This window comes from Reichenbachiella sp. MSK19-1 (genome assembly GCF_003590315.1).
Classification (GTDB): Bacteria; Bacteroidota; Bacteroidia; order Cytophagales; family Cyclobacteriaceae; genus Reichenbachiella; species Reichenbachiella agariperforans.
Genome location: NZ_MIER01000002.1, coordinates 1284244 through 1308864 on the forward strand (window position 1 = coordinate 1284244; position 24621 = coordinate 1308864).

The window sequence follows — 24621 nt, forward strand, 5'->3', positions numbered from 1 at the left end:
TGAATGGGGTTCAGTGACAGAGAGTTGTATATAACTAGCAGATAGTTAGATTACTAGCGCTATATTTTGTACCTTTGCGCCTCATTTAACAAATACATATTGAATACTTTCAAGGAATTAGGTCTTGATGAAAAAATTCTTCAAGCACTAACTGAATTAGGAATTAGCACTCCTACCGAGATTCAGCAAGAAGCCATCCCATTTTTACTTTCATCACAGGCGGATTTTATAGGTCTGGCACAGACAGGTACAGGTAAAACTGCTGCCTTTGGACTGCCATTATTAGAATTGACAGAGGAGGATACCAACGTTTGTCAGGGTATCGTTTTGTCTCCAACAAGAGAACTAGCACAGCAAATCGCAGAAGGACTCAAGTCTTTCGCAAAATATAGCAAGAAACTGAAGGTAGCGTGTGTCTATGGTGGCGCACCTATCATGAATCAAATCAAGGAACTTAAGAGCAAACCACAGATTGTGGTAGCGACTCCAGGTCGCTTGGTAGACTTGATCAATAGAAAAGTACTGGACGTAAAGCACCTCCGCTACCTCGTTTTGGATGAGGCAGATGAGATGCTCAACATGGGGTTCAAAGAGGAACTTGATGTGATCCTCAAATCAACGCCAGACGAGAAGACGACTTGGTTGTTTTCGGCTACTATGCCCAAAGCCATTCGCACGATGGTCAAAAACTACATGCACGAGCCACATGAGATATCAGTAAAGAGTGGTGTAGAGGTAAATAAAAATATCGAGCACCAGTATATGGTGGTAAGACAGTCGGATAAAGTCGAGGCAATCAAAAGATTGGTAGACATGGAACCGGATATCTTTGGTGTATTGTTTTGTAGGACTAAAATTGATACCCAAAAAATGGCTGATGAACTGAGTAGAGTGGGCTATAGGGCAGAAGCATTGCACGGAGATCTAAGTCAGAACCAGCGCGACATGGTGATGAAGAAGTTCAAAGAGCGCAGAGTAAAACTTTTGATCGCAACAGATGTAGCGGCGAGAGGGATAGATGTGAATGATGTCACGCACGTGATTCATCACAAACTACCAGACGAAACAGAGTTTTATACACACAGGAGTGGTCGTACAGCGAGAGCAGGCAAGAAGGGGATATCTATTGCCATCGTATCTAAAGGAGAAAAGCGCAGACTTGATCAGATTCAGAAATCCCTAGGTATTGAATTCGAAAGAGTTATGGTGCCTTCAGGTAGTGAAATCGCTAACATGCGCGTAGATTTATGGGCGCAAAAGCTCGTGGAACAAAATGTAGACCATACGGTCACCGAAGAACTCAAGGCAATTGTAAACAAGAATTTAGAGGGACTATCTAAAGAGGACTTGATCGACAAATTGTTGACGATGGAGTTGAAAAACATGCATCTCAACGACAACAGTGATCTCAATGACATGAGTGTTTCTAAGTCGGACGATAGAGGAGAAAGCACGGGTGGTAGAGCTAGATCAGGTTTCAACAACTTTACGATTAACATTGGTAAGATTGACAATATCGGTAAAATGGATATCATGAACATCATCATCGAGGTGACGGGCATGCAAAAAGGTGAGGTTGGAAACATCGATCTTCAGAAGAAAAAGACAATCGTAGAAATTGGAAAATCAGAGTCTTCTAGCTTTACAGATAAGTTTAAGGGTTTTGAGTTTGACGACAGAGCCATTAGTGTGACTGAAGGAGGAGTCGCTGAGTCTAGCGGTCAACGCAGACGTCCAGGAGGTGGTAGACGTGACTTCCGTGGTGGCGGAGGTGGATTCAAAGGCGGTGGAGGCCATTCTCGTGGTGGGCACGGTGGTGGAGGATCCCGTGGTAGAGGCAGTAGAGAACGCCGTAAATAAGGTTCTAAGATTGATGAAATTGAAAAGCTTGAGTAACACTCAAGCTTTTTTTATGTCTCTTGAGTGTTGAAATCTACTATATGTTCAATTTCAGGTTGTTAAGCGTATTACTGTGCTATTACTAGGTACAAAATACTTGTCTTAGAGAGATTGCCGGATGCAAAATGTATGGGATGTCCCTTTCTTGATTTTAGTAATATTGAATAGTGCCTTTGTTTCTTACTCTGAATCAATTTAAGTTTATCCTAAAATAGAAACAAACAAACCTGATAAGAAGCTAACATGCATTAAATCAATGAGTTTTGTTGAAGAGACCATTGCGTAGATTTTAACTTACTACTATAACTAATATGAAGAAAACCATACTAACTCTACTTGCTATTACACTTTGGACGGGCCTAGTACAGGCACAAAACAATATCGTTGCTACAGTCGATAGCCTCACCATCATTTGGGACAAGGAAGCCATTGTTTTAGAAACTTATGAAGGCATGCGTGAATACTGTCACAATGGTCAGCACCGTCGCAACACCATCAAACTAGTCAAAACCATACATCACTACGATTCGGTATTACACAAGACCGTTCGTGACAAATATGATGCTAACCAAGATGATGAAGCGAAAGCGACATTGTCAGATATCGAAAAACTGGAAAAAGACTACACAACGAAGGAGTTTTTGGCTTTCATCCATGAAGAGTGTGCAGAGTTCAATGAGATAGAAAAGAACTACGGAAGTGCCAAAGGAAAGACTTACAAAAAGGAAGTTGAAAAAATGGAGAAACAATTGGTGAAGTACGTGGAACAAATCACTTATCAGATCGACATCATCGACGAACATATACATCACCTCAAAGCACTAGAGGAGGTTACACTCGATTAGTGAGTGGTATATATCTAATATTAGCTTTGGGGTATTTTCGGAGTTATTTAATGCCCTTTTGGGAGTAAAGTCTAGCAGCACATCATGAGTGATATATTTATCAGCCATTCGCGTGAAGATAAGTTACTGGCACGCCGACTAGGGCAGGCGATTCGTTCTGTGGGGTGGTCAGTGTGGTATGAGCAAGTCATGGATGGTGAGAGTCGAGACGAAGCACGAAAGTACGCCAAAGCGCAAATAGTGATCTGGTCGGAAGCCTCTGTGTCTGATGACGTTGTTCATCGAGAGGTGCAAGAAGCCTATGATCGTAAGCAACTGCTAGCCGTGGCATTTGATGCTGCAACACCGCCTGATTCCTTGATTACAAGGCATTTGTTTCATTTAGGTGACTGGACAGATGACAATGATAAGGCATTTCAAATACTCGTTCGTGAATTAGAGGAATTGGCAGGACCACCGCATAAAACCATTCGGTGGAAACCTTATTTGATAGCTGCTGCGAGTATCATTGGTTTGGCTCTACTGATCACAGGCGTGGTTCTTGTCAAACGAATGAATGACGAAAACATGGCTGATCATTTGGCTTGGCAGCAGGCATACCGTAAGCACAGCTACGAGTATTTTCTTCAATATAAAAAAGACTACCCACAGGGACTACACAAAATAGAAGCGGCACACTTTATCGATAGTCTCAGTGATCAGCTGATGTGGGATAGTGTACGTGTGCAACGTGATGCCGCTATGGTCATGATCTATCTAAATGCGCACCCAACTGGGCAATATGTCAAACAGGCTCAGCAGATTCAAGATAGTGTCAAAGATGAGCAAGCTTGGAAGAAAGCGACTACAGACGGCTCTTTGGTGGGTTACAAAGTGTATTACGAACTGTATCCTAATGGACTTTACCAGTCTGAAGTCCTACAACGTATCGACGCAATCGAGAACCCCAAAGTCGCACCTACGGTTAGACGAAAGACACCACATCTAGTACACAAATACAGTACACCTAAGGAGGTCGAATGTGTGGCAGTATCACCTGATGGACGAAAAATAATGACTCGTGCTTGGCAAACAAGTGCTTGGCTATGGGATATAAATGGAGAGGTGATCCATGAGTTCAAAGGGCACGACGACTGGATTACCTGCGTGGCGATAGCTCCCAACAACCGCCATTTTCTCACTGGATCGTGGGACAAGACTGCCAAACTTTGGGATCTGAATGGCAAAGTACTCAGTGAATTCAAAGGGCATACCGATCATGTGAGTACCGCAGCCTTTTCCCCAGACGGTACGATGATTGCTACAGGGTCATTCGATCATAAAATCCGATTATTTGATATCAAAGGGAAATTGCTGCAAGTATTTGAGGGGCATAGGGGGGTAATTACCTCACTGGCTTTTTCACCCAAAGGAGATCGTATCATCTCCGGATCAGCGGATCAGTCTGCTAAGCTCTGGGACTTGACAGGGCATGAAAAACTATCTTTGGATTCGCATATCAACTGGGTTACGGATGTGGCGTTCTCACCGAATGGTAAATTCGTTGCGACAAGCTCCAGAGACAAAACAGTGCGTGTATGGAGGCTGTCTGATCAAAAACATGTAAAATACAAGGGACACGAATCAGCAGTGAATACGGTTTCATTTTCCCCGGATGGGAAACACATCATCACAGGTTCATCTGATCAGACTGTCAGGATATGGTCTCTTGAAGGACAGCAAGAACATATCGTCAAGGAACTCGGTAATATTAACGATGTGAGTTTCGTAAACAACAGTGACCACTTTATTGTAGGGTCTAGTGCCAACAATGCCAGTCTGTGGGAGATTAGCTATTGATGATGGTTATTACCTCCTTGGCTCAGCCTATCTACCAGATCATGAATCGTAGATTGCTTGCTTTTAGACTGTACGTTTCGGATCAAGGATTTCTTTTCCTTTTCGGTCAGGTGCCAGTTGAGTGAGGGACGTTTGGCTTTGGTCGAGTCCTTTGTAGACACGCCTTTGTGATCATTTTCTTCTCTATAGTCCTCGTACATATCATACTCTAGTACGAATTGATGAATGCTGTCAGGATACCATGATTTCATGTATTCTAGTTTGTAGGCATTGTTGACGTCCTGAAAGTTCGCCAAGTTGTTGTAGACACTGCTGATGGGGTTACTGACCTTATCAAAGATGGATTGATGAGGCTGTGGTTCGATGACTTGTACACGCTTGGTATCCCTGATGGTAATCAATACCACGGATGAAGTGTTCTCCGCCAACCAATCTTTGAAGGCATAGATGAAACGCACTGCATCCGTCACGCCAAAGTTGTCCGTGACACCCGCATCCATGACTTTGATAGTAGGATCGGAGGGGAGAGAGATGCTGGGGGTGATGTAAGGGAACGATGCATTCATGCGCAGTGCACTCGTATATCGGATGTCTTTAGCACCCTGATTCTGGAAGAAGCGCTGAAAATCTATCACATCTATGATCGGTTCGTTGATGCCTGTTTTGCGCCTCGGGCTGGTGTTCATAAAGGCGGTGTTGAAATCTGAGATGTATAGTTTTCGCCCATCGTTCATGACCGTAGAACCGAATAGTATCATGGGGATTTTGGCTTGAGCTTCTAGTGCGCCATAGTCGCTAAGTTTTTTATCCATCACGAAATTCGTATTGGTATGGAGCTGTTGCTCAAAAGCGAAACCTCTGTCCTTAGAATATGTGTGTCTAGCATACTCAAATCGAGGATTGTGGAGAAAAAGGTCATTGACGACCAAGTTGAAAATCATAGGGTTGAGGTTGTCACGGGCGATCTGATCCAGATAGATGTCGCTGTTGGGATCTGAGATGAGACCTAGTTGACGCTGATAGGAGAGCTCTCGGTAGAAAGATGCACCCACCATACCGCCTGATGCACCCGTGATCAGTACGGTCTGATCCATGAGGGGTTCTTTCATCCGCTGGTCGATCTGCCCTAGTACTGCATGTGCCCATAGTGCAGACCGCGAACCGCCACCGCTCACGCATACGAACACCGCTACCGGGTCGTCTGTTTTTTGTTTCTGCTTCCATTGATTCAATACCTGAATCATTTTACGCTTGTCGTGCGCGATGATGCTGTCGGTAGATTGTTGGTAAAGCTTAGAGATGGTGTAGTTCGCAGGCACCGTGTCATAGTTGAGCCCAAACGCTTCATGATAGTCTAGAATGATCCCTGTAGTAAAGAGAATATTAAATATGATATATACCCCGAAAAATGCAGCTACGAGCCACTCCTTAGTCCAGTAGGCGAGTGCCCCCACTGCCATGGTGATCATCCCGAAGAGTACCATCAGACTAGCTGCAGCTGGCAACTGAAAAATACTATAATCTATACCACGTCCCATCAGAAGAATAAGGCCCGTCAGGATGACTACCAATATAACTGAGTTGAGGTGGTTTTGATCAAATACCCGAGTGATGATCTTTTTGTTGGGGAATTGATACAGCTCCTTGGTATCGTGTATCCTGAGGTTTAGCCCGATGAAGGAGGTGACTTTGCGCTTTTTTCGGTTGGATAGTCGGTCGAGTATATTGATACGGCTCAGCTTGATTAGCTTCAGCCTTGCATTTAGCTTTCGAGTGATGTAGGCGTAGATGTTCTTATTGGTCAGCCTAAAGTACCCATAGAGTAGCGCAGTGATGAGAATCAACCCTAGATAGAATCCCGCCAAAAAGGTGAAAATGGTAAACCCTGTATTGTGTTCGTCTTTTGACTGAAAAATACAGATCGCAACCGTGTACAGTATCAAAATACAGAGTGGAATGACACTGTTGTTGACTGAAAAATTGCTAAAGGGTTTTTTGAGCAAACCGACAAAACGGTACTTGTTGGCATGAAGAATATAGCCTGTAATGTGAAAAGAAACTGTCAATATGCCAAACCCAATACCAACGATGAAGAAACTCCAAAAACTGACTTCATGGAGGTATTCAGGGTCTAAAAAAACATAGGGAATGCCCATGACATTGCCAGAGGAGCCTGTGATAAATAGAAATAACAGTACCCATGCAATGAGGAGAATTTGATGCGATTTGAAATATTGGGCAAATAGTTGGACGGGAAATGAAAAAATGAAATTGTCAAGCATGCTCCGTTTCATAGAATTTCCCCTCTGTTTATTAGGTTAATTTGGATGATGGTAATCCTTATTTAATTTAGAAATACCTGTTTGATATTTGGTCACGATACCACATTTTTTTCATCAAGTGGGAATAGAAATAACACTCACGTCACATACATACTTTAATAGCCTCTTCAGTTGTACAGTTTTTAAGGCTTTATCTACTTTTCGTTCTAACTCAGGGTATTTTGTAATCTTCCCTAACAACATGAACAATGCTTTCTTCATCCCGAATGATGCATAGCTTCATCGGAGTTAATAGCCAGTCTGATTCGGTAGATCGGAAAAAAGAAGAATAGTTAGTAGGCTTGGGTTTTCTTTGGAACTGAGCGTCAGATACTATTTACCTATTAACTATCCTTCTTTTAACATTTAACTACTGAATTGCATAATTCAGGTTAATGGTGATGTCCAGACTCAGTATTTTTCGATTTGGCCAGTAAGGTGAAGGCTCCCTGCTTAACTAGCGTTAGCGCACTGATCTCTTGGGTATCATCTATCAGTGTCACATGGCTATAGCCATCTTCTGTTTCGCCTTTTTCGACCTCTAGCATCTCATACTGGTGGACTGTTTGCCCATTCTCTTGCTTTTCGCCGAGTGCTGCAAAGACGAAGTGTTGGCCACCAAAGCGTACAATCGCTTCTTCAGGCAAAGCCCACACTTCATGCATAGCCGTCTCGATACGCGCGGAGATATACATGCCAGGCACGAGACCTGCCTGATCCACAGTGTCGGTATCGTGGTATTGGAGGTGCCCATGTACGGTGACGGAGCGATTTTCTCGGACACTCGTCCCCACGAGGAAGACCTCTGCTTCGCGCCAATTGGTGGGGTCATTACTGAGTGCAAAACGGATACGCTGTCCTGTTTTGATTTTGGGAATGTCATTTTCGTAGACGGTGAGCTCGACGTGCAGATCGTCAGAGTTGGTGATGTCCATGATTACGTCCTGCGGACCGATGTATTTGCCTATATTGGTGTAGACCTCTCGTATAGATCCACTGACTGGTGCATAGAGATTAACGGCCTCAGAGATTTTACCGCCTTCTACTTTTTTAGGGTTGATGCCTATCATTTTCAATCTAGCTTCCATGGTTTTAAGCTTTGCCTCGTTGGCGAGGTATAGGCTTTTGGCTTGCTGATAGCTTTTGGCGGATGCCACTTTCTCGTTGTAGAGCTGCTCTTGGCGTTTGTATTCTTCGTCGAGGTACGCACGATTGGCCAGGCTTTCCAGATATTCCTGCTGAAACTGGATGAACTCTGGGTTCTCTATGGATACCAAAAACTGTCCTTTCTTGACGGCAGTACCCGGTAGCATGTCGGTGTATTTGACGAAACCGCCATAGGGCATATTGATCGAGATATTGGACTGTGGGGGTACATCGATGATTCCATTGACTTTTAGTTCCGAACCGATGTTGCGCTTTTCGATTTTTCCCGTGACGATATGGGCACGTTCGAACTGCGCTGTGGTGAGCTCTATGGCTTCTTCGTGTTCATCATGTCCATGTTCTTCTTCCTGAGAATTCGGTACAGTGCAGCCATATTGTAGGGCTGATAGGAGGAAGAGTATGGCGGATATTGTTTTTATGAATGTGTTTTTCATGATCTGTATGTTATTGTACGCCTGAGATCCATTCGATTTGAATCAAGGTCTGGTTGTATAGATTCAGCGTTTCTAGATAATTAAACTTGATATTGAGGGCGGTATTGAGGCCCTGTATGTACTCGATGTAGCCTATGCTGCCACTCTCGAATCCTTTTTGGGCTTGCGCCAAAATAAGATCAGACTGCGGTAGTGCGTTCTGGCCATAGTAGTCGAGACTAGCGCGGTACTTTTGGTACTGCTGTAGGAGTGCTTCCAGCCGCCCTTGCAGCGCATGGGTCTGTGCCTCTAGCTGGGCAGCAGTAGTCTGTTGCTTCATTTCGGCTGCTTTGACCTGCGCGATTTGGGATTTGGAACTGAATATAGGGATGGCCAAACCTACACTGAACCCATCGAAGCGATCACTTGCTGTATAGTTGGTCTGACCACCCTGCAACGTGCGCCCCGTACCTATCAGTGACTGATTGAAATAGCCCAGTGTGATATCAGGCAGCAGTTGTGCTTTCTGCACGGACTTCTCACGGGCAGCGATTTGCATCTGCTGCTTGAACCAGGCGAGGGTAGGGTTCTGTGTGATGTCGCTGGACTCGGGTGTGATCTTGTTTGCGCGACGTTCTAACTTGCCCAGCGGCCGTATAGTAGCATCCTGTATATTGAGCAGTGTCCGGAGTTGGGTCTGCAAAATCGAAATGTCCGATTGGTTCTGGTCTATCATGACATGGATCTCCGCTACTTGGGATTCGGCGGTAGCTTGTTCGAGCAGGTTGCTTTCTCCCGTTTCGTATCGCAGTGTAGCAGCGTGTACATAGCGCTGATAGATGCTGTCCTGCTGATGCAGTAGTTCCGCTTTGCTCATCGCCAGCCACAGTGCATACCAATTGGACTTGACCTGCTGTATCAGCTCGTTTTGCGTAGCGATTCGCATCTGTTCGCGTCCCTCTACCTGCGCCATGGCCAGCTTATTTTGGTGCGCATATACACTCGGGAATTCTATCCGCTGACTCACGTTGAACTGATTGTCATCGCTTTGGATGCTGTTGTACTGTCCATGGGTCCACGATACCTCCGTTTTGGGTATATCCCAACTGCTATTTTGTAAAGCCCGCTGTTGTTCGATCTGTAGATCAGCCGCTTTGAGCGTAGGGTTGTTGGCTATGGCGGTTTGTACCGCTTCGTCCAACTGGTGGTAGGTATTCGCCTCCGTTGTCTGCGCCCAAGTCACGGTTTGGCTCATCCATAACGTAATGACAATCAGCACAGTATGTGCGCTAGGGATAAGAATCCATTTTATATCTTTTTCTTTATGCATCATGCTCAGATTTAGAATTCAAAGTTTTGCGTTCGAAGTAGTAGTAGAGTATCGGCAGCACCACGAGTGTCAATAGTGTAGCAGTGATGAGACCACCGATAACTACCGTAGCGAGAGGCTTTTGCACCTCAGCCCCTGAGGACTGGGATAGTGCCATCGGCAGGAAGCCGAGTGACGCCACTGCTGCGGTCAGTAGGACTGGTCTTAGACGGACTTTTGTCCCTCGATACACCCGCTCAAAGAGGTCTATAACTCCCCTGTTTTTCAATTGATTAAACTCAGCGATGAGAACAATCCCATTGAGTACTGCCACACCGAATAGTGCAATAAAACCCACGCCGGCAGAGATACTGAAAGGCATATCGCGCAGATAGAGAGCGAATATCCCTCCAATAGCCGATAGTGGAATGGCTGTGAAAATCAACAAGCCTTGTTTGACCGATCGGAAGGTGAAGTATAACAGGACAAAAATGAGCAGTAGTGCAAGAGGTACAGCTACGAGAAGTCGCTGGCGTGCCTCTACCAAGTTCTCGAACTGTCCCCCATAGGTGACAGTATAACCTGGCGCAAGGACGACCTGTTCTTCGATCTTTTGTTTGATCTCTGTCACGATACTTTCCACGTCACGATTTCGGACGTTGAATGCGACGATGATCCTCCGTCGGGTGTTGTCTCGCTGTATTTGGTAGGGGCCATCTTGGATCGATACGTTGGCGACTTGCCGCAGTGGGATTTGATGCCCATCGTTGCGAGAGATGTAGAGGTTTTGGACATCTTGCAAATCCTCACGGTTGGTTTTGTCTAGTCGTACTACCAGCTCGAACCGTTTCTCTCCCTCATACACCATACCTGCCCCTGCACCTGCAAAAGCCGCCTGCACGGTTCGGTTGACCTCCTGAATGCTCATGCCATATTTGGCCAGCTGATCTCGTTTGTAATCAATGACGATTTGAGGAACACCTGTGACTTCTTCTATGTACAAATCTACCGCACCTTCTACCTCTGTAGCCAGCTGACCGATCTGGTTAGCATAGTCAGAGAGGTCATCGAGATTTTCGCCGTAGATTTTGATCGCGACATCTTGACGTACACCTGTCATTAGTTCATTGAACCGCATCTGTATGGGTTGCTGAAAACCAAAGTTGACACCCGGGATCACCTCTAGCGCTTCAGACATGAGGTTGGCGAGCTCTTCGCGGTTGTCCGCTGAGACCCATTCACTTTTGTCCTTGAGTATGATCATCAGATCGGCAGCTTCTACAGGCATAGGGTCTGTAGGGATTTCTCCTGCGCCGATTTTAGCGACCACTTGTTCTACTTCGGGGAACTGATCTAATAGGATCGTCTCGGCCTGAGTCGTGGCATCTATGGTGTTCTGTAGCGAACTTCCCGTGACGACCCGAGTCTCGACTGCAAAATCCCCTTCTTCTAGGGTAGGGATGAATTCTCCTCCCATTCGGGAAAAAGTAAATAAAGCAACCAGAAATAGCACCAGTGTCATACTGAGGATAATGATTCGATGCGTCATGCACCATCGAATCATGGGATCGTAGAGGTTTTGAATCTTCTCAATGATCTTATCGGATATGTTGCGTTTGTGACGGGTGTCTTTGTTGAGGAAGAGGGCAGACGCCATCGGTACATAGGTGAGCGAAAGGATGAAGGCACCTAAGATGGCAAAACTGACTGTCTGTGCCATGGGACCAAACATTTTCCCTTCTGTACCGACTAGTGCGAGTATAGGTAGATATACGATCAGAATGATGATCTCACCGAAAGCGGCCGAACTTCTGATTTTGCTGGCGGACTGGTAGACCTCTTCGTCCATTTCCTTTTGCGTCAAGCGGCGAGACCATTTGAGGAGACCCAAATGATGCAGTGTTGCCTCTATGATGATGACTGCTCCATCTACGATCAGCCCAAAATCTATCGCACCCAGACTCATCAGGTTTCCCGATACGCCAAAGACATGCATCATGCTAAAAGCGAATAGCAAAGCGAGCGGTATGACCGATGCGACTATGAGTCCCGCACGTAGGTTTCCGAGTAAAAGTAGTAATACGAAAATGACAATGAGGGCACCCTCTGTCAAGTTTTTGGTGACGGTACCGATGGCATTTTCTACTAGTTTGGTTCGATCCAAGAAAGGTTCGATGGTGACGCCTTCGGGTAGTGATTTTCGGATTTGATTGATCTTTGTTTTGACGTTCTTGATCACCTCTGCTGAGTTTTCGCCTTTGAGCATCATGACGATGGCACTGACGACTTCTCCTTTACCGTTTCGGGTGGTAGCGCCGTAGCGTACGGCACTGCCTAACTGTGCCGTACCGACATCCCTGATCAGTACAGGGATGCCGTCAGCATTGTTCTTGATGAGGATGTTGTTGATGTCTTCTAAGTTACCGACGAGCCCTTCGCTTCGGATAAAAAGTGCTTTATTGTTCTTCTCGATATATGCCCCGCCTGTATTTTCGTTGTTGGCAGATAGTGCCTCGAATATTTCTGCCACTGATACCTTCATGGCATGAAGGCGGTCCGGGTCTATGGCGATTTCATATTGTTTGAGGTAGCCACCGAAACTGCTGACATCTGCCACACCTGGGGTGCCCAACAACTGCCGGCGTATAATCCAGTCTTGGATACTGCGAAGTTCGCGTGCATCATATTGGTTTTCATAGCCTGGTGCTGTACCTACGACATATTGGTAGATTTCGCCTAGTCCCGTGGTGATAGGGCCGAGGTGCGGCCTGCCGACCCCTGGCGGGATTTGCGACTCCACTTCGGACATGCGTTCGCTGACCTGTTGTCTTGCCCAGTAGACGTCTATGTCTTCTTTGAACACGATGGTCACTACAGACAGTCCAAAACGTGAGAAAGAGCGTATCTCCTCGATCTCGGGAATAGTCGCCATGGTAATTTCAATCGGAAAGGTGATCAAACGCTCCACTTCCTCTGCGGCGAGGGAAGGGGACGCGGTGATGACCTGTACTTGGTTATTGGTGATGTCGGGGACTGCGTCTATCGGTAACTGGCTGAGCGAGTAGCCCCCCCAGATGACCAGGCCTAGCGTCAGTAGCCCTATGATCAGCTTGTTGTCGATCGAAAATCGAATGATTTTATCAAGCATATTGATTCATGTTTATTCCGAGATGAATGTGAATCCACCCGGATTTTTTTAAGAAATATGTTATGGAGTAATAGTCCAGTGACCGGTGGAATACAATATGCATATATGTATGGCCAAAAGGTCAAATATAACTATTGATGATTGAGGTGATAGAGTTTCTCTATTCAGCTCAAGGTGTGATGCTGTGGATAAAGTAGAAGGAGACTAACAGGTACGTGATAGCACCATGGAAAAAGCCATAGTCTTGTCCCATGAGCTGCACGCTGACTTTATGTCAAAATCAAATCACACAGCGCTTGCTTAGCCGAGCTTAGGCGGTTGAAAGGGTGCTTCGCTGTATTCAGAAGCGATATTTTGATCGTAGGAAGTGTATTGTGTGCGTTCAAAAGCACTCAGCTCGCTCATGCTAAACTGCTGCTCGATGGTGCAGAACAGTGGAGCGTGTTGACATTGGTGCTGCCCATGAAAGGGAAGGTCATTGTCCTGTGCTTCATCGTGATGTCCTTCTTCCTCGTCGCTGAGGTAGTCTTCGATCAGAAATGCTACAAAGGAATCTCCGTCATAGGCTTTGTGTTCTTGATAGTGACTGATGAGTGCTGGTAATTTTTCCAACTCACAGCATATATCCATATTGGGCACGAGTGCCTGTGTAATGAATATGAAGGTGAGTAGTATACCAATCGGGTTTCTCATAAGTAGCACAAAGCTAGTTAAAATTCTGGATGGACCTTTTGCTATGCCAAGATTCATTGTCAATTGATAGGTTACTCTCCATCCTCTAGTAGTTTTCGGATGTCGGACATATTGCCATATAGTACGAGTATGTCATGTTTGTTTAGGATGGTATTGGCGTTAGCGACCTTGTTGATCTCTCCAGTTTTTTTAATACTTCCTAAGTCATTTTTCTCTTCTGTCACACGCATAGTGGTCAGTACGACCACATTGTACTTTTCTTGTAGGTTGAGTTCTTGAAGGCTTTTGCTAACATACTGAGTAGGTACAGTTGCCTCAATGATGTTGTGATCCCCTGTGAGCTGAAACGAATCTACAACTCCCGTAATGTTCAGTTTTTTGGACCACCGGTTGGCTGTTTCTTCTTCAGGGTGTACAATCTCATCCACCCCCATGGCTTCTAGTACTGTCTCGTGTAGCAGAGAGACCGCACGGCTAATGAGGCGTTTGGCTTTCATTTTCTTCATCAGTGCAGTCGTCATGATGTTGGCCCCTTCGTTTTCTCCGATGCATACGATGACGACATCAGTGTCTGCGAGCGGTAGATTGGTGACGGCTTGTGGGTCAGTACTATCCAGGCAGATGGTGTGGGTGATCGCTTCGCGCAGTGCATCGACCTTGCTCATGACATTGTCCACACCGATGACTTCATTGCCTGATTCGGTGAGTTTTTTGGCTAGGGATGCCCCAAATACGCCTAAACCGATAATTACATATTTCATAATTGGTGTTGATTAGTTGATCAGAATTTCCTCTGTAGGATAGCGGTAGTTCAAATGTTTGATTTTTCTCATGATAGCGATGAGTAGCGTCAGCATACTGACTCTGCCGATGAACATCGTCGCGATCAGCACAAATTTACTTGCCGTAGACAAACTCGCCGTGATCCCAAGACTAAGGCCGACTGTACTATAGGCTGAGAAACACTCAAACCCGAGCCCTAGCAAATGCTGGTCGGGATCAAAAGCAGCCATCAGTACGATGGCTGTACCTATTACGACTAGTGAGAGAGAGATCAGGGCAAATGCTCTACGTACCGAAATCTCCGCGATCTCTCGGTTGAATAGTTCAATTCTGTTTTTTCCTTTGGCTATACTAAGGTAGTTGAGTGTAGCGATGGCGATGGTACTGGTTTTGATGCCGCCACCCGTAGAGCCAGGTGATGCACCTATCCACATCAGCATGAAGGTAAATAAGATCGTAGAGAAGTGCATGGCCGTCATGTCTACGGAGTTGAAACCTGCCGTTCGTGGTGTCACTGCGCCAAAGAAAGCAGTGACTAATTTTCCCAGCCCTTGGTGTTCCTTCAGCGTGTTGTTGTATTCAAATCCATAGAAAACAATCGTACCCGTCACGATTAGCAATAAGGTCGTGATGACAACTATTCGTGTATTGAGATTGATCATCCATGGATTAAAGATCATTTTTTCTTTATCTCCTAGATGCATTAGGCGATGGATGACTAGATGCTTGAGGTATTTATACAGGTTGAATATAATAGGAAAACCAATTCCACCTAGAATGAACAACATGGCAATAGACAGATGCATGGGGTAGTTGTATCGATAGTCTATGTCGTAGAGGCTACTGGCTAGTGTAGAGAACCCCGCATTGCAGAAGGCTGATATAGAGTGAAAAACCGAGAAGAAAATCTGCTGTGATAGTGAAGGGATCACTGTACTATCCAAACTGATGAATATAAACACTGCTCCAAGTAGTTCGATAAGGACGGTGATGAGAATAATTTTTTTCAAGGTGTTAAATACCTCAGCGATTTTCTCCGAATTGGTCATGTCTCGAAGCAGGAGTTGGGTTTCGTAACTAGAGCTGCCCCTAAAGAAGTAACTGAAGTAACTCGTGAATGTCATGATACCCAGCCCGCCGATCTGTATCAGACCGATGATGACGAACTGTCCAAAATGCGTGAAATAGCTTCCCGTATCTACAACAATCAGGCCTGTCACACAGACTGCACTGGTCGCAGTGAACAGTGCATCGATAACGGATATGCCATTATGGGTAGCGTTGGGCAACAAGAGCATAACCACTCCCAGCAGTACAATTACCACGAAACTGATGATAAATAACTGCGCTGGGTTGAAGTGTTGTACCTTGAAATCAATTCTCAGGGCGGAAAACTCTCGAACTAGGGACACCAAAATAGAGAGTACAAACCATTCTACGGTATTGAGACCTATCATGTGTAAACCCAAAAGAAAGTTGGCTAAGATGGTAAGCAAGAAGGCTATGAGAACTCCGTCATAAGGCCATACTTTGGCTGGAGGTCGATCAGTAGCTGAGATATAGCGATAGACCATAGATGCTACTGTTATTATTAGTGTAAAGGTATAGAACCACAATAAATCCGCAGCGATCTCGGAGGATTGGTCAAACCCAAAATCAAATATCAAAAGGACTGTGGCAATCAGGGATAGGATGAATGGAACTCGCTTCACTAAGCGAGAACGAGTTGCCCGTGGTGAACCAAAATTTTGATTGTTGAACTTCAATAGGGGGAGTTAAAATGTCTGGAATAAATATCCAACAAAAACCCCAGTACTAAAAGGGATACGCAAAAAATGCTAGTGTATTTTCTGAATGAAAAGAGTTTGCCCCGGTTTCGTTTGAAGTCTCTATTGGGAGTGAAGCTGTGTTTATACCTGATCAAGGATTTAGTATAAGTATTGGAGGAAAACTAAAATAACTAAGAAACAGAGGGGGATAAACTTGTATCTCAAAACCATTCGAGATTATATTCACGGGTTGGGAGTTAGACTAATATGAATGATATGGCATTTGACTTGTCGTGTTTGGACACGGATAGCTTAGAGGGATTTAGGTCTCATACGGATCCTCTAGCAGACAATACGGTACGAGAGATTATAGATTCTGGGTATGAAGCTCAGATCAATCAGATATTTGCGTTGCTTGTGCAGAATGACAGTTTTGATGCGCATACCTTTTGTGATTTGGATGGGGATCTGGCAGATACTTTGACTCGTTATTTTGAAAAGAGTAGTGTTTTGCCCGAATGGGCAGATATGCAACAGGTCCTGATCGGAGAGGAGCTATTCGCTACTTACGGCCCGGAGGTGTTCATGTTGCTCAATGTGAGCTCTCTGCCGATGTGCTATACCTGTGCCAATGGTGCGCAAGTACTCTTCGATACGGGGAGACTGCTCACGCACAACGGAGATGTAGATCCGCTAGCCAGACGGCTGATGGAGACGGCTCAGATGGTGGTCAATGTGCTTTCGCCTGGAGGGCTGTTGCCTGATGGCAAAGGACTAGTGACCATACAAAAGGTAAGACTGATTCATGCAGCGATTCGCTATTTCATTAAGAGACGCGGTTGGGATACAGAAACTTTGGGCGAGCCTATCAATCAAGAAGATCTAGCAGGAACGCTCATGTCCTTTGGACCTGTGATATTGTCTGGACTCAAACACCTCAATGCAGACCTAACACCCGTCCAGTGTAATGCCTATATGCATACTTGGAAGGTCGTAGGATACCTGATGGGTATAGACGAGCAGTTACTGCCCGATACCTACGAACAGGGATTTGGGTTGGCGACTAAGATACTTGAACATCAGGCCTGTGAGTCCGAAGCGGGCAAGGCTCTTAACAATGCCTGCACCTTGTTCATGCACGAAATGATCCCGATGAAACTCTTCGATGATGTACCTGCGTATCTGACCGAATATTTTCTGGCAGATTTCTCCAAAGCATCGGGGATTGATCTAGGAGAGTGTATCGGAGTAAAAAATGAAATTGATCTCCGTGACAAACTGGTACTCAGACTGACGCAGTTCATTGTAGGGCATTTGAGCAATGTCGCTAACATAGAGGTCGTCCAACGTATATCTGCTCCTTTTAATAGGTTACTATTGGAGGGGATTATCAAGTATTATAACAAGGGGAAGAAGGTTCATTTTTTCATCCCTCCGAGTCTTAAGAAAAACTGGAAACTTGAAGACTAAAATAGACCTAACCAAAACACTAATTAATTTAACTGACTAAGAATGAGTATTAACATGAAAGCAAACAACTATCCGGGCTTAGATGCTAAGACTACTTTTTTGATTATTTCATCCTCGATCATTTTACTTGTATGGTCTTATGGGAGTTCGTGGGTGGATTTGGGGCCTGTGACGGCTAGTATTATCACCTATGGTCTATACATGTTCTACTGGGGCTATGCCTTGCTCACCAAAAACTACCTCATCAAGCGGTTGATTATACTAGGAACCATCGCTGGGGTATTGGAACTGGTGACGGATGATTATTTGGTACATACGATTCACAGTTTGGTGTATCCTAAGGGAGAGTGGATGATATGGAGTTCGCCGGCCTACATGCCTTTTGCTTGGGCTAATGTATTGGTACAACTGAGTTTTATTGGTGTGTTACTCACACAGAAATATAATATATGGATAGCGTCTATTGTACTCTGTATCGCTGGAGGAATGTACATTCCGCTATATGAGCACCTCGCTAGCGGCGCAGGATGGTGGTGGTATAATAACAATACGGCCATGATTCTTAATGCTCCGATCTATGTGATTGTTTGCGAGGCACTGATTTCACTTTCACTTCCCTTGATCGTCTGGTATGCAGAGCAGCACATATTGAGAAGGACGGTATATCTGGGGATAGGATTGGGTGTTTGGATATACGTGAGTGCTATTGTTTCTTACATGATAGCGAGGTAGTTAGCTAGTTTGTCCTTGGATTGTATTTCAAAAGTGACTTTTAGGTTAATAATTATGGATATATTCGGGACGAGAAAACTAAATAAAGTAATGAAGATCGAATCAGCAATTGATTTCTTCATCCACCCTGTACATTTTGAGAATCCTAACGTTTTGCGAAGAGCTCGCCTGTTTGTGCGCGCCTGTTTGTTGACGAGTTTTTTTTCGTCTTCGTATATCTGGATGAGTGTCATCTTTGGTTATGAGCGTGGTGTCTACTTGATGTTGTTCAATGTCATTGGTTTTTTGTTACTGCCGTTGTACGCTAAAACCAAGGTGTCTATCGTATTATTAGGTAATGTTTATGTACTTATTGGTGCAGTAGCTATTGTGATTCTAACCTACTATTCTGGTGGTGTTTGGTCAGCGATATATCCATGGATCATATCCATACCTGTATTGGCTCTTTTAGTAGTCAACAAGTCCTCAGGGATTATATGGGGTGCAATATCGTTTCTAGCCATGCTTTGGTTTGGCTATAAGGCTTATATAGGAGTGGAACTGCCTGTAGAATACAATCCAGAACTCCGTGTAGTGTGGTATATCTCTGTTCTTCCAGGTTTATTATTGATCGTACTATTCATTGCATTTGTGTTTGAATCTATCCAAGCCAAGGCGCTGGGAGTACTAGAACGAAACAATAAGGAGCTTAAAGAACAGAAGGAAACTATTTTGCTACAATCGATTGAATTGGAAAAAGTGGTCGGAGAGAAGGATAATATCATTCGTGTACTAGCGCATGATCTAAAAAGTCCATTGTCAAACATTCAGAGTCTGGCCAAGTTTATCAATCAAGACATAGATCTTGAACAGAAAAAGCTGTTTGTACAGCTTATAGAGCGGTCATCTGTCAACGCACAAAACCTTGTAAACCGTGTCTTAGAGATGGACGCAGCGGGTCAAAGTGATTTGAATATTCAATTGGTACCTGTCAATACAGTATCGATTATCCGTAATATTATTCAACCAATCAAGGAAGGGGCTAAGGCCAAGAACATCGTGTTGTTATTTGAAGACCATACGGAGAACGCTTTATGTGATTTGGATGAAATTTATTTGACGCTAATATTGGAGAATTTGATTTCTAATGCGATTAAGTTCTCTCCTGAGAACAAGAAAATACAAGTGGTATCTACCAACGAAGACAATATGTTGGTAATCAGTGTGATCGATGAAGGGCCAGGGATTGTTGAAGAGGATGTGAATATGCTTTTTAAAAAATTCACCAAGCTAAGGTCAAGACCTACGGCTGGAGAGAGTTCGGCTGGTCTAGGTCTGTCACTGGTGAAACGCTACGTAGAGATGATGGGCGGACGTGTGTGGTATGAAGATGCCAAGACAGGCGGGGCTAACTTTAGAGTTGCTTTTCAGTTGTCACCATCAAAGGTGATAGATTAGATTTTAGGCTACATGTTTTTTACTGACTGATCAGTTTTAGGACTTTTTTTCCTCTCGACTGAATGGCTGCCGAGCCGAACCGCATCAAATCCTCAACAACCAAACGCAATTCGTTTTTGAGATCAGGATATATCACACACAGATTAGCCAAGACCGTCATTGCAAAAGCATGTACGGCGATGGCTTGTTTTTGATCCGTGAGGTAGTGAAAACAGTGATCGACAAGTTTTCCTTGATACTCCTCTGGGATGTCTTGAAACTGTAAAACCCGGAGTGTGTTTCGTTTGACTGCATCTATAGGAGACGTATCTAGGTGATCGATAAAGGTACCCAGATAGGGAAGTGTCAGGTTAGAATCCATATCGTTGAGAGTAGATAGTACCCAGGCTGCATTTTGACATGCTCTAGCATTCTTGCCCAGAAAATGCTTAGTCAACGTAGACATTTGATCTGGATGAGCCAAGATGTACTGTGCGATCTCCTTACCTGTAGATTTATTAAAGCGAGCTTGAAATAACTGATCTATATCCATGGACATATCATTTAGATATTGAATACGGTCAAGAGTAGCTCCGTTAGACTCGCGAACACCAGAATGAATAAGTATATGAGTCCAATTGATAGATACTTGATCAGTGTACGTATCCATCCTTCTGCATAGACTTTCCTAAAAGATAGTGTAGCATAGATTGTCACCAGAATGAAACATATTGGCCATATTTTAGCATAGGAGAACTGCAAAGTGTCATGGTTTAGTACCAAAATAGCTCCAATGCCAAAGACGAAATAGGTAAAGCTATGTAAGTGAATCAAATGAATCAAATGTGAAAAATAGTAGATGTCTTTTTTGAGGTAAAACAACTTTAGTATTAAGGCCAATAGGGGAAGTAAGACCATCATCATGATGGGGAGGTTTTGCAAGATTTGACTCATGAGCATGTCCTTAGGCATCTGATCCGTTTTGATAGCCTGTAGTACAAGTTTTCTCTCAAATGCTGATAACCCATGGGTATCTAGCGAGTCCATGATTTGTAAGGCAGAGAGGTTGCGATCTTTTCGTAGCGAAATGTAGATTTGTCCATTGGAGGCGGAGAGAAAGTCGTCTGGTACACTGATATCTTTTGGGTTCAGAGTGGTGTCTTGCGCCATCATGTGTGCAATAGAATCTTTTCTGGCATGCTCTATCGAATCCCATTTGATACTAATGATCTGACTAAGATCCATCGATACTGAGTCTATCGTGGTTTGATTGGTTTCGTCTAGTCGTTTTTGTGCCTTGGAGATGAATCCACGTCCCATCATGCTAAACACAAAGAAAAACAACAAACTCACGATCAGGTAAAGCCGAATCGGATTGATGTAGGCTGCTCGTTTGCCTTCTGTATAGTAGTTGGTAAGTGCGCCAGGGTTGAAGAAAAAGGGAAGTAGACTATGGCCAAATCGAGAATCAAACGAAAAATAATTGTGTAGGAAGTCTGTGATGATCCTCCAAAACGAGAGTTTGCTATGGTTGTTTTCCTGACCACAGCGAGGGCAGTAGTTGGTCTCAATATCAAATGCCAACTGGCAGTTGAGACACTGAGTGGCGGGGTGTCTTTTGCGCTTGAGTGATGGCAAGGACACGTTTAGTTTTTGCACCTCTTGAAAAGCAGATTTGGATCTGCCGATGAGGTGTTTGATGTGCTTGTTCTTGCCTGCCACAGTTTATATTGTTAATCTTCGATTTCCAATACCTCCAAAATATCCGCTAGTTCATCATAGTCTTTGAAACCTGGCTTTTCTTCATGGCTTCCAGAGAGAGCTATGCCATGATAGAATGCCGGTTTGGCCAAAACATTGTCTGCTGTGACGTCAAAGGCTTTGAGGGTAGGGATGGTCAGCTCTAGTTCTGATATGGCTTGATCGATATCCAAGTATAAAGACTCATCTTGACAATCGATGAGTAAGTAGGCAATGTCCTCAGGAAGACCGTCTGCTTCGGAAGTAAAGGCTGTTAGATCATTAGCATCGTCGATATGAATTTTTAGGATGACTTTGGTGTCCGTGGCGAGCGCTTGTGCGACTTCTACCGAGTTGACCTGTAGGTAGCCTGTGCCTATATTTTGATGTGTTTCACGAATCTGAGCCAAAGGTAGGTTGCCATATTCCATCACTAAATCTACACCCGCGACCCAGCCCATGATTTCTTGTGCGGTCTCTAATGCTACAGGGTTATCATTTTGAGGATCCAAATTGAAACCGATCATGTCCACACCAAAACCCGCACAGTAGCGTGCATCACTGAGATTAGATATATTTCCTACCTTAACAAAGCTTTTCAAATTCATATCAATACTGTCAATTGGACAATCAAATTATTTTATGCAAATCAAAACCATTCGCTGGAACATTGCCGTAAAATTGCAATGAAATTAATAATTGAAATACGAAACAATAATAGACATGGAAGTAATAGAAGTAACAGATCAGGAATTAGCACAACAACTCGCATCGAATCCTAAAGTTGTGATCAAGTACTATGCGGATTGGTGTGGCTCTTGTAAGCTTTTCAACCCAAAGTACAAAAGATTAGCCAAAGACGAGAGGTTCCAAGATGTGACATTCTTGAATATCAATGCAGAGAACAATCCTGACGCAAGAGCAAAAGGAAGTGTAGCCAACCTACCGTCTTTCGCGATCGTAGAGAACGGTGAGTTCAAAGAGACCGTAGCGACTAGCAAAGAGGATGCAGTAGTTGCTTTGATAGAAAAATTGAAATAAGTATGCAGCTTTTAGTAAGTAAACAGTCAGTTGGGCAATATGATATCGCTCAACTGACTGATGCAGAGGTGATATTGCTATGAAAGACAGGACATAGCCTGTTGGATTTACATTGCTGCGAAGATCATTTATAGGTTTGACGAATAGGTTCAAACCTTTGGACTTTTAGCGCAGAAATTTAGTGTTAAGAAAAATCTATTGGTTCTACTCATTGACTGTCATAGAATCCATTTCGGTTTGCATCTCCATGTCCGATTCTTCATTGATGTCTGGCATGTTTTCTACCATAGTTTTGAGATCTTGTAGTCCTTGCTCATAGTATGGACCGAGCATGCCATCCATCATTAGAGTCATGTAGTGGTAGAAAGGGTTTACTCCAACATCTCCTTCGTAGTTCCATTCTACCTGGCTTTGTCCGCCTGATTCTACTATGATAAATGAGGCATAGCTTGGTTTTTCAAATCCTTCAAATGTCATTTCATATTTAACAAGCGTAGGTTTGTTGCTTTCTATGATTTTTTGTGAGCCATTACCTATTTCTGGGTTGTTGCTGGTCCAACTCATTTTTGCTCCGATACCACTTTCAGGACCTTCGAAAATATAAACGGTACTGTCTGGATCGATTTTGTACCATGGAGACCATTCCTGAGAGACTTTTAGATTGTTGACGACTTCATATATTTGTGAGGCAGGGGCATCTATGTTGGTTTTTCTAGAGATGGCCATTTCGCTAGGGAGTAGCCAACCGACAAGAGCTACAAGTAGCAATAGTATCACTACCGTTTGAATGAGGATTTTTACGATTTTCATGCTTTGTTCAGTTTGTTTATAGGAAAGATAGAGAATAAGCAGACTCTATTCAAGTAAATTTGTCTCTCTAGTATGGGGTTAAACCTTGTTTTTGAATCTCTAATTAATTCTATGCCAAACCTTTCAGCTAATTTTTCTCAGAGACTATTTGCCTATAATATTGATCTTACCGTGTTAGTGTTGCTACTATGGCCGATGTCTTTGTGGATCGCTAATAATACTATTTTCTATTGGAGTTCTTTTGGGGTGATATGTCTATACCATGCGGTCATGGAGAGCAGTGTATGGCAAGGGACGTTAGGCAAACGCTACAGTAAACTAATTGTAGAGACTGATTCTGAGGAAAGGTTAAATCTTTTTCAAGCGATTTATAGGGTATTGATGAAGTTCCTGTCACTTGCTTTGTTATTTGGGGGTTTCTTTATGATCTATTTCCGAAAGGATAAAAAAGGATTACATGATTTGATTGTCGGGACAAAAGTGGTTTGTAGAGACTAGTATTTTGTTCTGGGATGGGGAATTGAAATCTAAGATAAATTAAGTCCGTCTTTTGTTGAAAAAGGGAAATTAGTCTTTATTTTAGCCTTATATTGAAAACAGATAATCAACAATAAGAAACTATGGCACGAAAGATTAAAGCTTTTGGTTGGTTCGAAAACACATTTGAAGGGATTATATTTTGGAGTAGATGGGTGCAAGCCCCGCTTTATGGTGGTCTGATCATCGGTGCAGTACTTTACCTTTTTACTTTTTTTACAGAACTCGCTCACTTGTATCATCAGGTATTAGGAGGGGAAACAGAGACTAAAGTAATGCTGAGCGTATTAAGTTTGGTAGATATCTCAATGGTGATGAATTTGGTTATCATGGTTTCAATTGGTGGATACTCGATCTTTACAAGTAAGATCGATGTGGAAATGCATGAGGATAAACCGCTCTGGCTGGAAGGTCTCGATGCAGGTATGTTGAAGATTAAATTAGCTACTTCGTTGGCTTCTATTTCTGGAGTTCAGCTTTTGAAGAAGTTTGTGGATTATAGGGATATTGCAGCAGTAGAAGGTAATGAAGGTATATATGTGGAGATTGTGATTCACATGGTTTTTATCGCTTCAGCCTTATTGCTTTCTGTGACAGAAAAGACCATCCACTCTTATGCACACCCAGCGGCTGGAGATGCTCACGGAGATACGGAACAACACTGATAGTAAAAATATTTTAATTCAAAA

18 protein-coding genes and 1 pseudogene are annotated in these 24621 nt (G+C 43.8%); 9 read left to right on the forward strand and 10 right to left on the reverse strand.

Going from position 1 to position 24621, the window contains the following annotated elements; genetic code table 11:
• The first annotated feature begins 99 nt into the window (after window positions 1–99).
• The 3 genes from BGP76_RS05270 to BGP76_RS05280 all read left to right on the forward strand — a co-directional run bounded on the left by BGP76_RS05270 (window position 100) and on the right by BGP76_RS05280 (window position 4583).
• A complete protein-coding gene (locus BGP76_RS05270) occupies window positions 100–1860 on the forward strand; it encodes a DEAD/DEAH box helicase (RefSeq protein WP_073118629.1) in 1761 nt (586 codons plus the stop codon).
• A 350-nt stretch (window positions 1861–2210) separates the two neighbouring features.
• On the forward strand, window positions 2211–2744 hold the full coding sequence (locus BGP76_RS05275; RefSeq protein ID WP_119843871.1) for a hypothetical protein: 534 nt from the start codon (window positions 2211–2213) through the stop codon (window positions 2742–2744).
• A gap of 84 nt (window positions 2745–2828) precedes the next feature.
• A complete protein-coding gene (locus tag BGP76_RS05280; protein ID WP_119843872.1) occupies window positions 2829–4583 on the forward strand; it encodes a TIR domain-containing protein in 1755 nt (584 codons plus the stop codon).
• On the opposite strand, the gene BGP76_RS05285 is transcribed toward BGP76_RS05280, so the two are convergent.
• The 6 genes and pseudogenes from BGP76_RS05285 to BGP76_RS05310 form a co-directional block, all read right to left on the reverse strand.
• Entirely contained in the window at window positions 4577–6877 is a 2301-nt protein-coding gene (locus BGP76_RS05285; protein WP_119843873.1) for a patatin-like phospholipase family protein, read from the reverse strand. The genes BGP76_RS05280 and BGP76_RS05285 overlap by 7 nt on opposite strands.
• 419 nt (window positions 6878–7296) lie before the next feature.
• Window positions 7297–8505, reverse strand: a complete 1209-nt coding sequence (locus BGP76_RS05290; RefSeq protein WP_119843874.1) for an efflux RND transporter periplasmic adaptor subunit — start codon at window positions 8503–8505, stop codon at window positions 7297–7299.
• Between the two features lie 10 nt (window positions 8506–8515).
• A pseudogene (locus BGP76_RS05295) lies at window positions 8516–12941 on the reverse strand (CusA/CzcA family heavy metal efflux RND transporter).
• 300 nt (window positions 12942–13241) lie between these two features.
• Entirely contained in the window at window positions 13242–13634 is a 393-nt protein-coding gene (locus BGP76_RS05300; RefSeq protein WP_119843875.1) for a hypothetical protein, read from the reverse strand.
• A 71-nt stretch (window positions 13635–13705) separates the two neighbouring features.
• Window positions 13706–14395, reverse strand: coding sequence for a TrkA family potassium uptake protein (locus tag BGP76_RS05305; protein ID WP_119843876.1), 690 nt, complete (start codon window positions 14393–14395; stop codon window positions 13706–13708).
• 12 nt (window positions 14396–14407) lie between these two features.
• Window positions 14408–16183, reverse strand: a complete 1776-nt coding sequence (locus tag BGP76_RS05310) for a TrkH family potassium uptake protein (protein ID WP_119843877.1) — start codon at window positions 16181–16183, stop codon at window positions 14408–14410.
• Window positions 16184–16462: 279 nt separating this feature from the next.
• Between BGP76_RS05310 and BGP76_RS05315 the strand changes: the two genes are divergently transcribed.
• From BGP76_RS05315 to BGP76_RS05325, 3 genes are all read left to right on the forward strand, one after another.
• Window positions 16463–17656, forward strand: a complete 1194-nt coding sequence (locus BGP76_RS05315) for an oxygenase MpaB family protein (protein WP_158584071.1) — start codon at window positions 16463–16465, stop codon at window positions 17654–17656.
• A 42-nt stretch (window positions 17657–17698) separates the two neighbouring features.
• Entirely contained in the window at window positions 17699–18388 is a 690-nt protein-coding gene (locus tag BGP76_RS05320; protein WP_147407378.1) for a hypothetical protein, read from the forward strand.
• A 90-nt stretch (window positions 18389–18478) separates the two neighbouring features.
• Window positions 18479–19825, forward strand: a complete 1347-nt coding sequence (locus BGP76_RS05325) for a sensor histidine kinase KdpD (protein ID WP_119844329.1) — start codon at window positions 18479–18481, stop codon at window positions 19823–19825.
• Between the two features lie 19 nt (window positions 19826–19844).
• On the opposite strand, the gene BGP76_RS05330 is transcribed toward BGP76_RS05325, so the two are convergent.
• From BGP76_RS05330 to BGP76_RS05340, 3 genes are read right to left on the reverse strand one after another with little or no spacing between them, the layout of a single operon-like run.
• A complete protein-coding gene (locus tag BGP76_RS05330) occupies window positions 19845–20357 on the reverse strand; it encodes a hypothetical protein (RefSeq protein WP_119843880.1) in 513 nt (170 codons plus the stop codon).
• A gap of 11 nt (window positions 20358–20368) precedes the next feature.
• Window positions 20369–21526, reverse strand: coding sequence for a DUF3667 domain-containing protein (locus tag BGP76_RS05335; RefSeq protein ID WP_119843881.1), 1158 nt, complete (start codon window positions 21524–21526; stop codon window positions 20369–20371).
• 11 nt (window positions 21527–21537) lie between these two features.
• A complete protein-coding gene (locus BGP76_RS05340) occupies window positions 21538–22152 on the reverse strand; it encodes a hypothetical protein (RefSeq protein ID WP_119843882.1) in 615 nt (204 codons plus the stop codon).
• A 115-nt stretch (window positions 22153–22267) separates the two neighbouring features.
• On the opposite strand from BGP76_RS05340, the gene BGP76_RS05345 reads away from it, so the two are divergent.
• Window positions 22268–22585: a thioredoxin family protein gene (locus BGP76_RS05345; protein WP_073118612.1), complete on the forward strand. Its 318-nt coding sequence runs from the start codon at window positions 22268–22270 to the stop codon at window positions 22583–22585.
• 204 nt (window positions 22586–22789) lie between these two features.
• Here the strand turns inward: BGP76_RS05345 and BGP76_RS05350 are convergent, their stop codons facing one another.
• Window positions 22790–23395 carry an SRPBCC family protein gene (locus BGP76_RS05350; protein WP_119843883.1) on the reverse strand — a complete coding sequence of 202 codons (606 nt, stop codon included), beginning with the start codon at window positions 23393–23395 and terminating at the stop codon, window positions 22790–22792.
• Window positions 23396–23506: 111 nt separating this feature from the next.
• Between BGP76_RS05350 and BGP76_RS20595 the strand changes: the two genes are divergently transcribed.
• Together BGP76_RS20595 and BGP76_RS05360 are read left to right on the forward strand one after the other, a co-directional pair.
• Complete coding sequence (locus BGP76_RS20595; RefSeq protein WP_073118609.1) at window positions 23507–23893, forward strand: RDD family protein; 387 nt, start codon at window positions 23507–23509, stop codon at window positions 23891–23893.
• A gap of 122 nt (window positions 23894–24015) precedes the next feature.
• Window positions 24016–24597, forward strand: coding sequence for a YqhA family protein (locus BGP76_RS05360; protein ID WP_119843885.1), 582 nt, complete (start codon window positions 24016–24018; stop codon window positions 24595–24597).
• The last annotated feature ends 24 nt before the right edge of the window (window positions 24598–24621 follow it).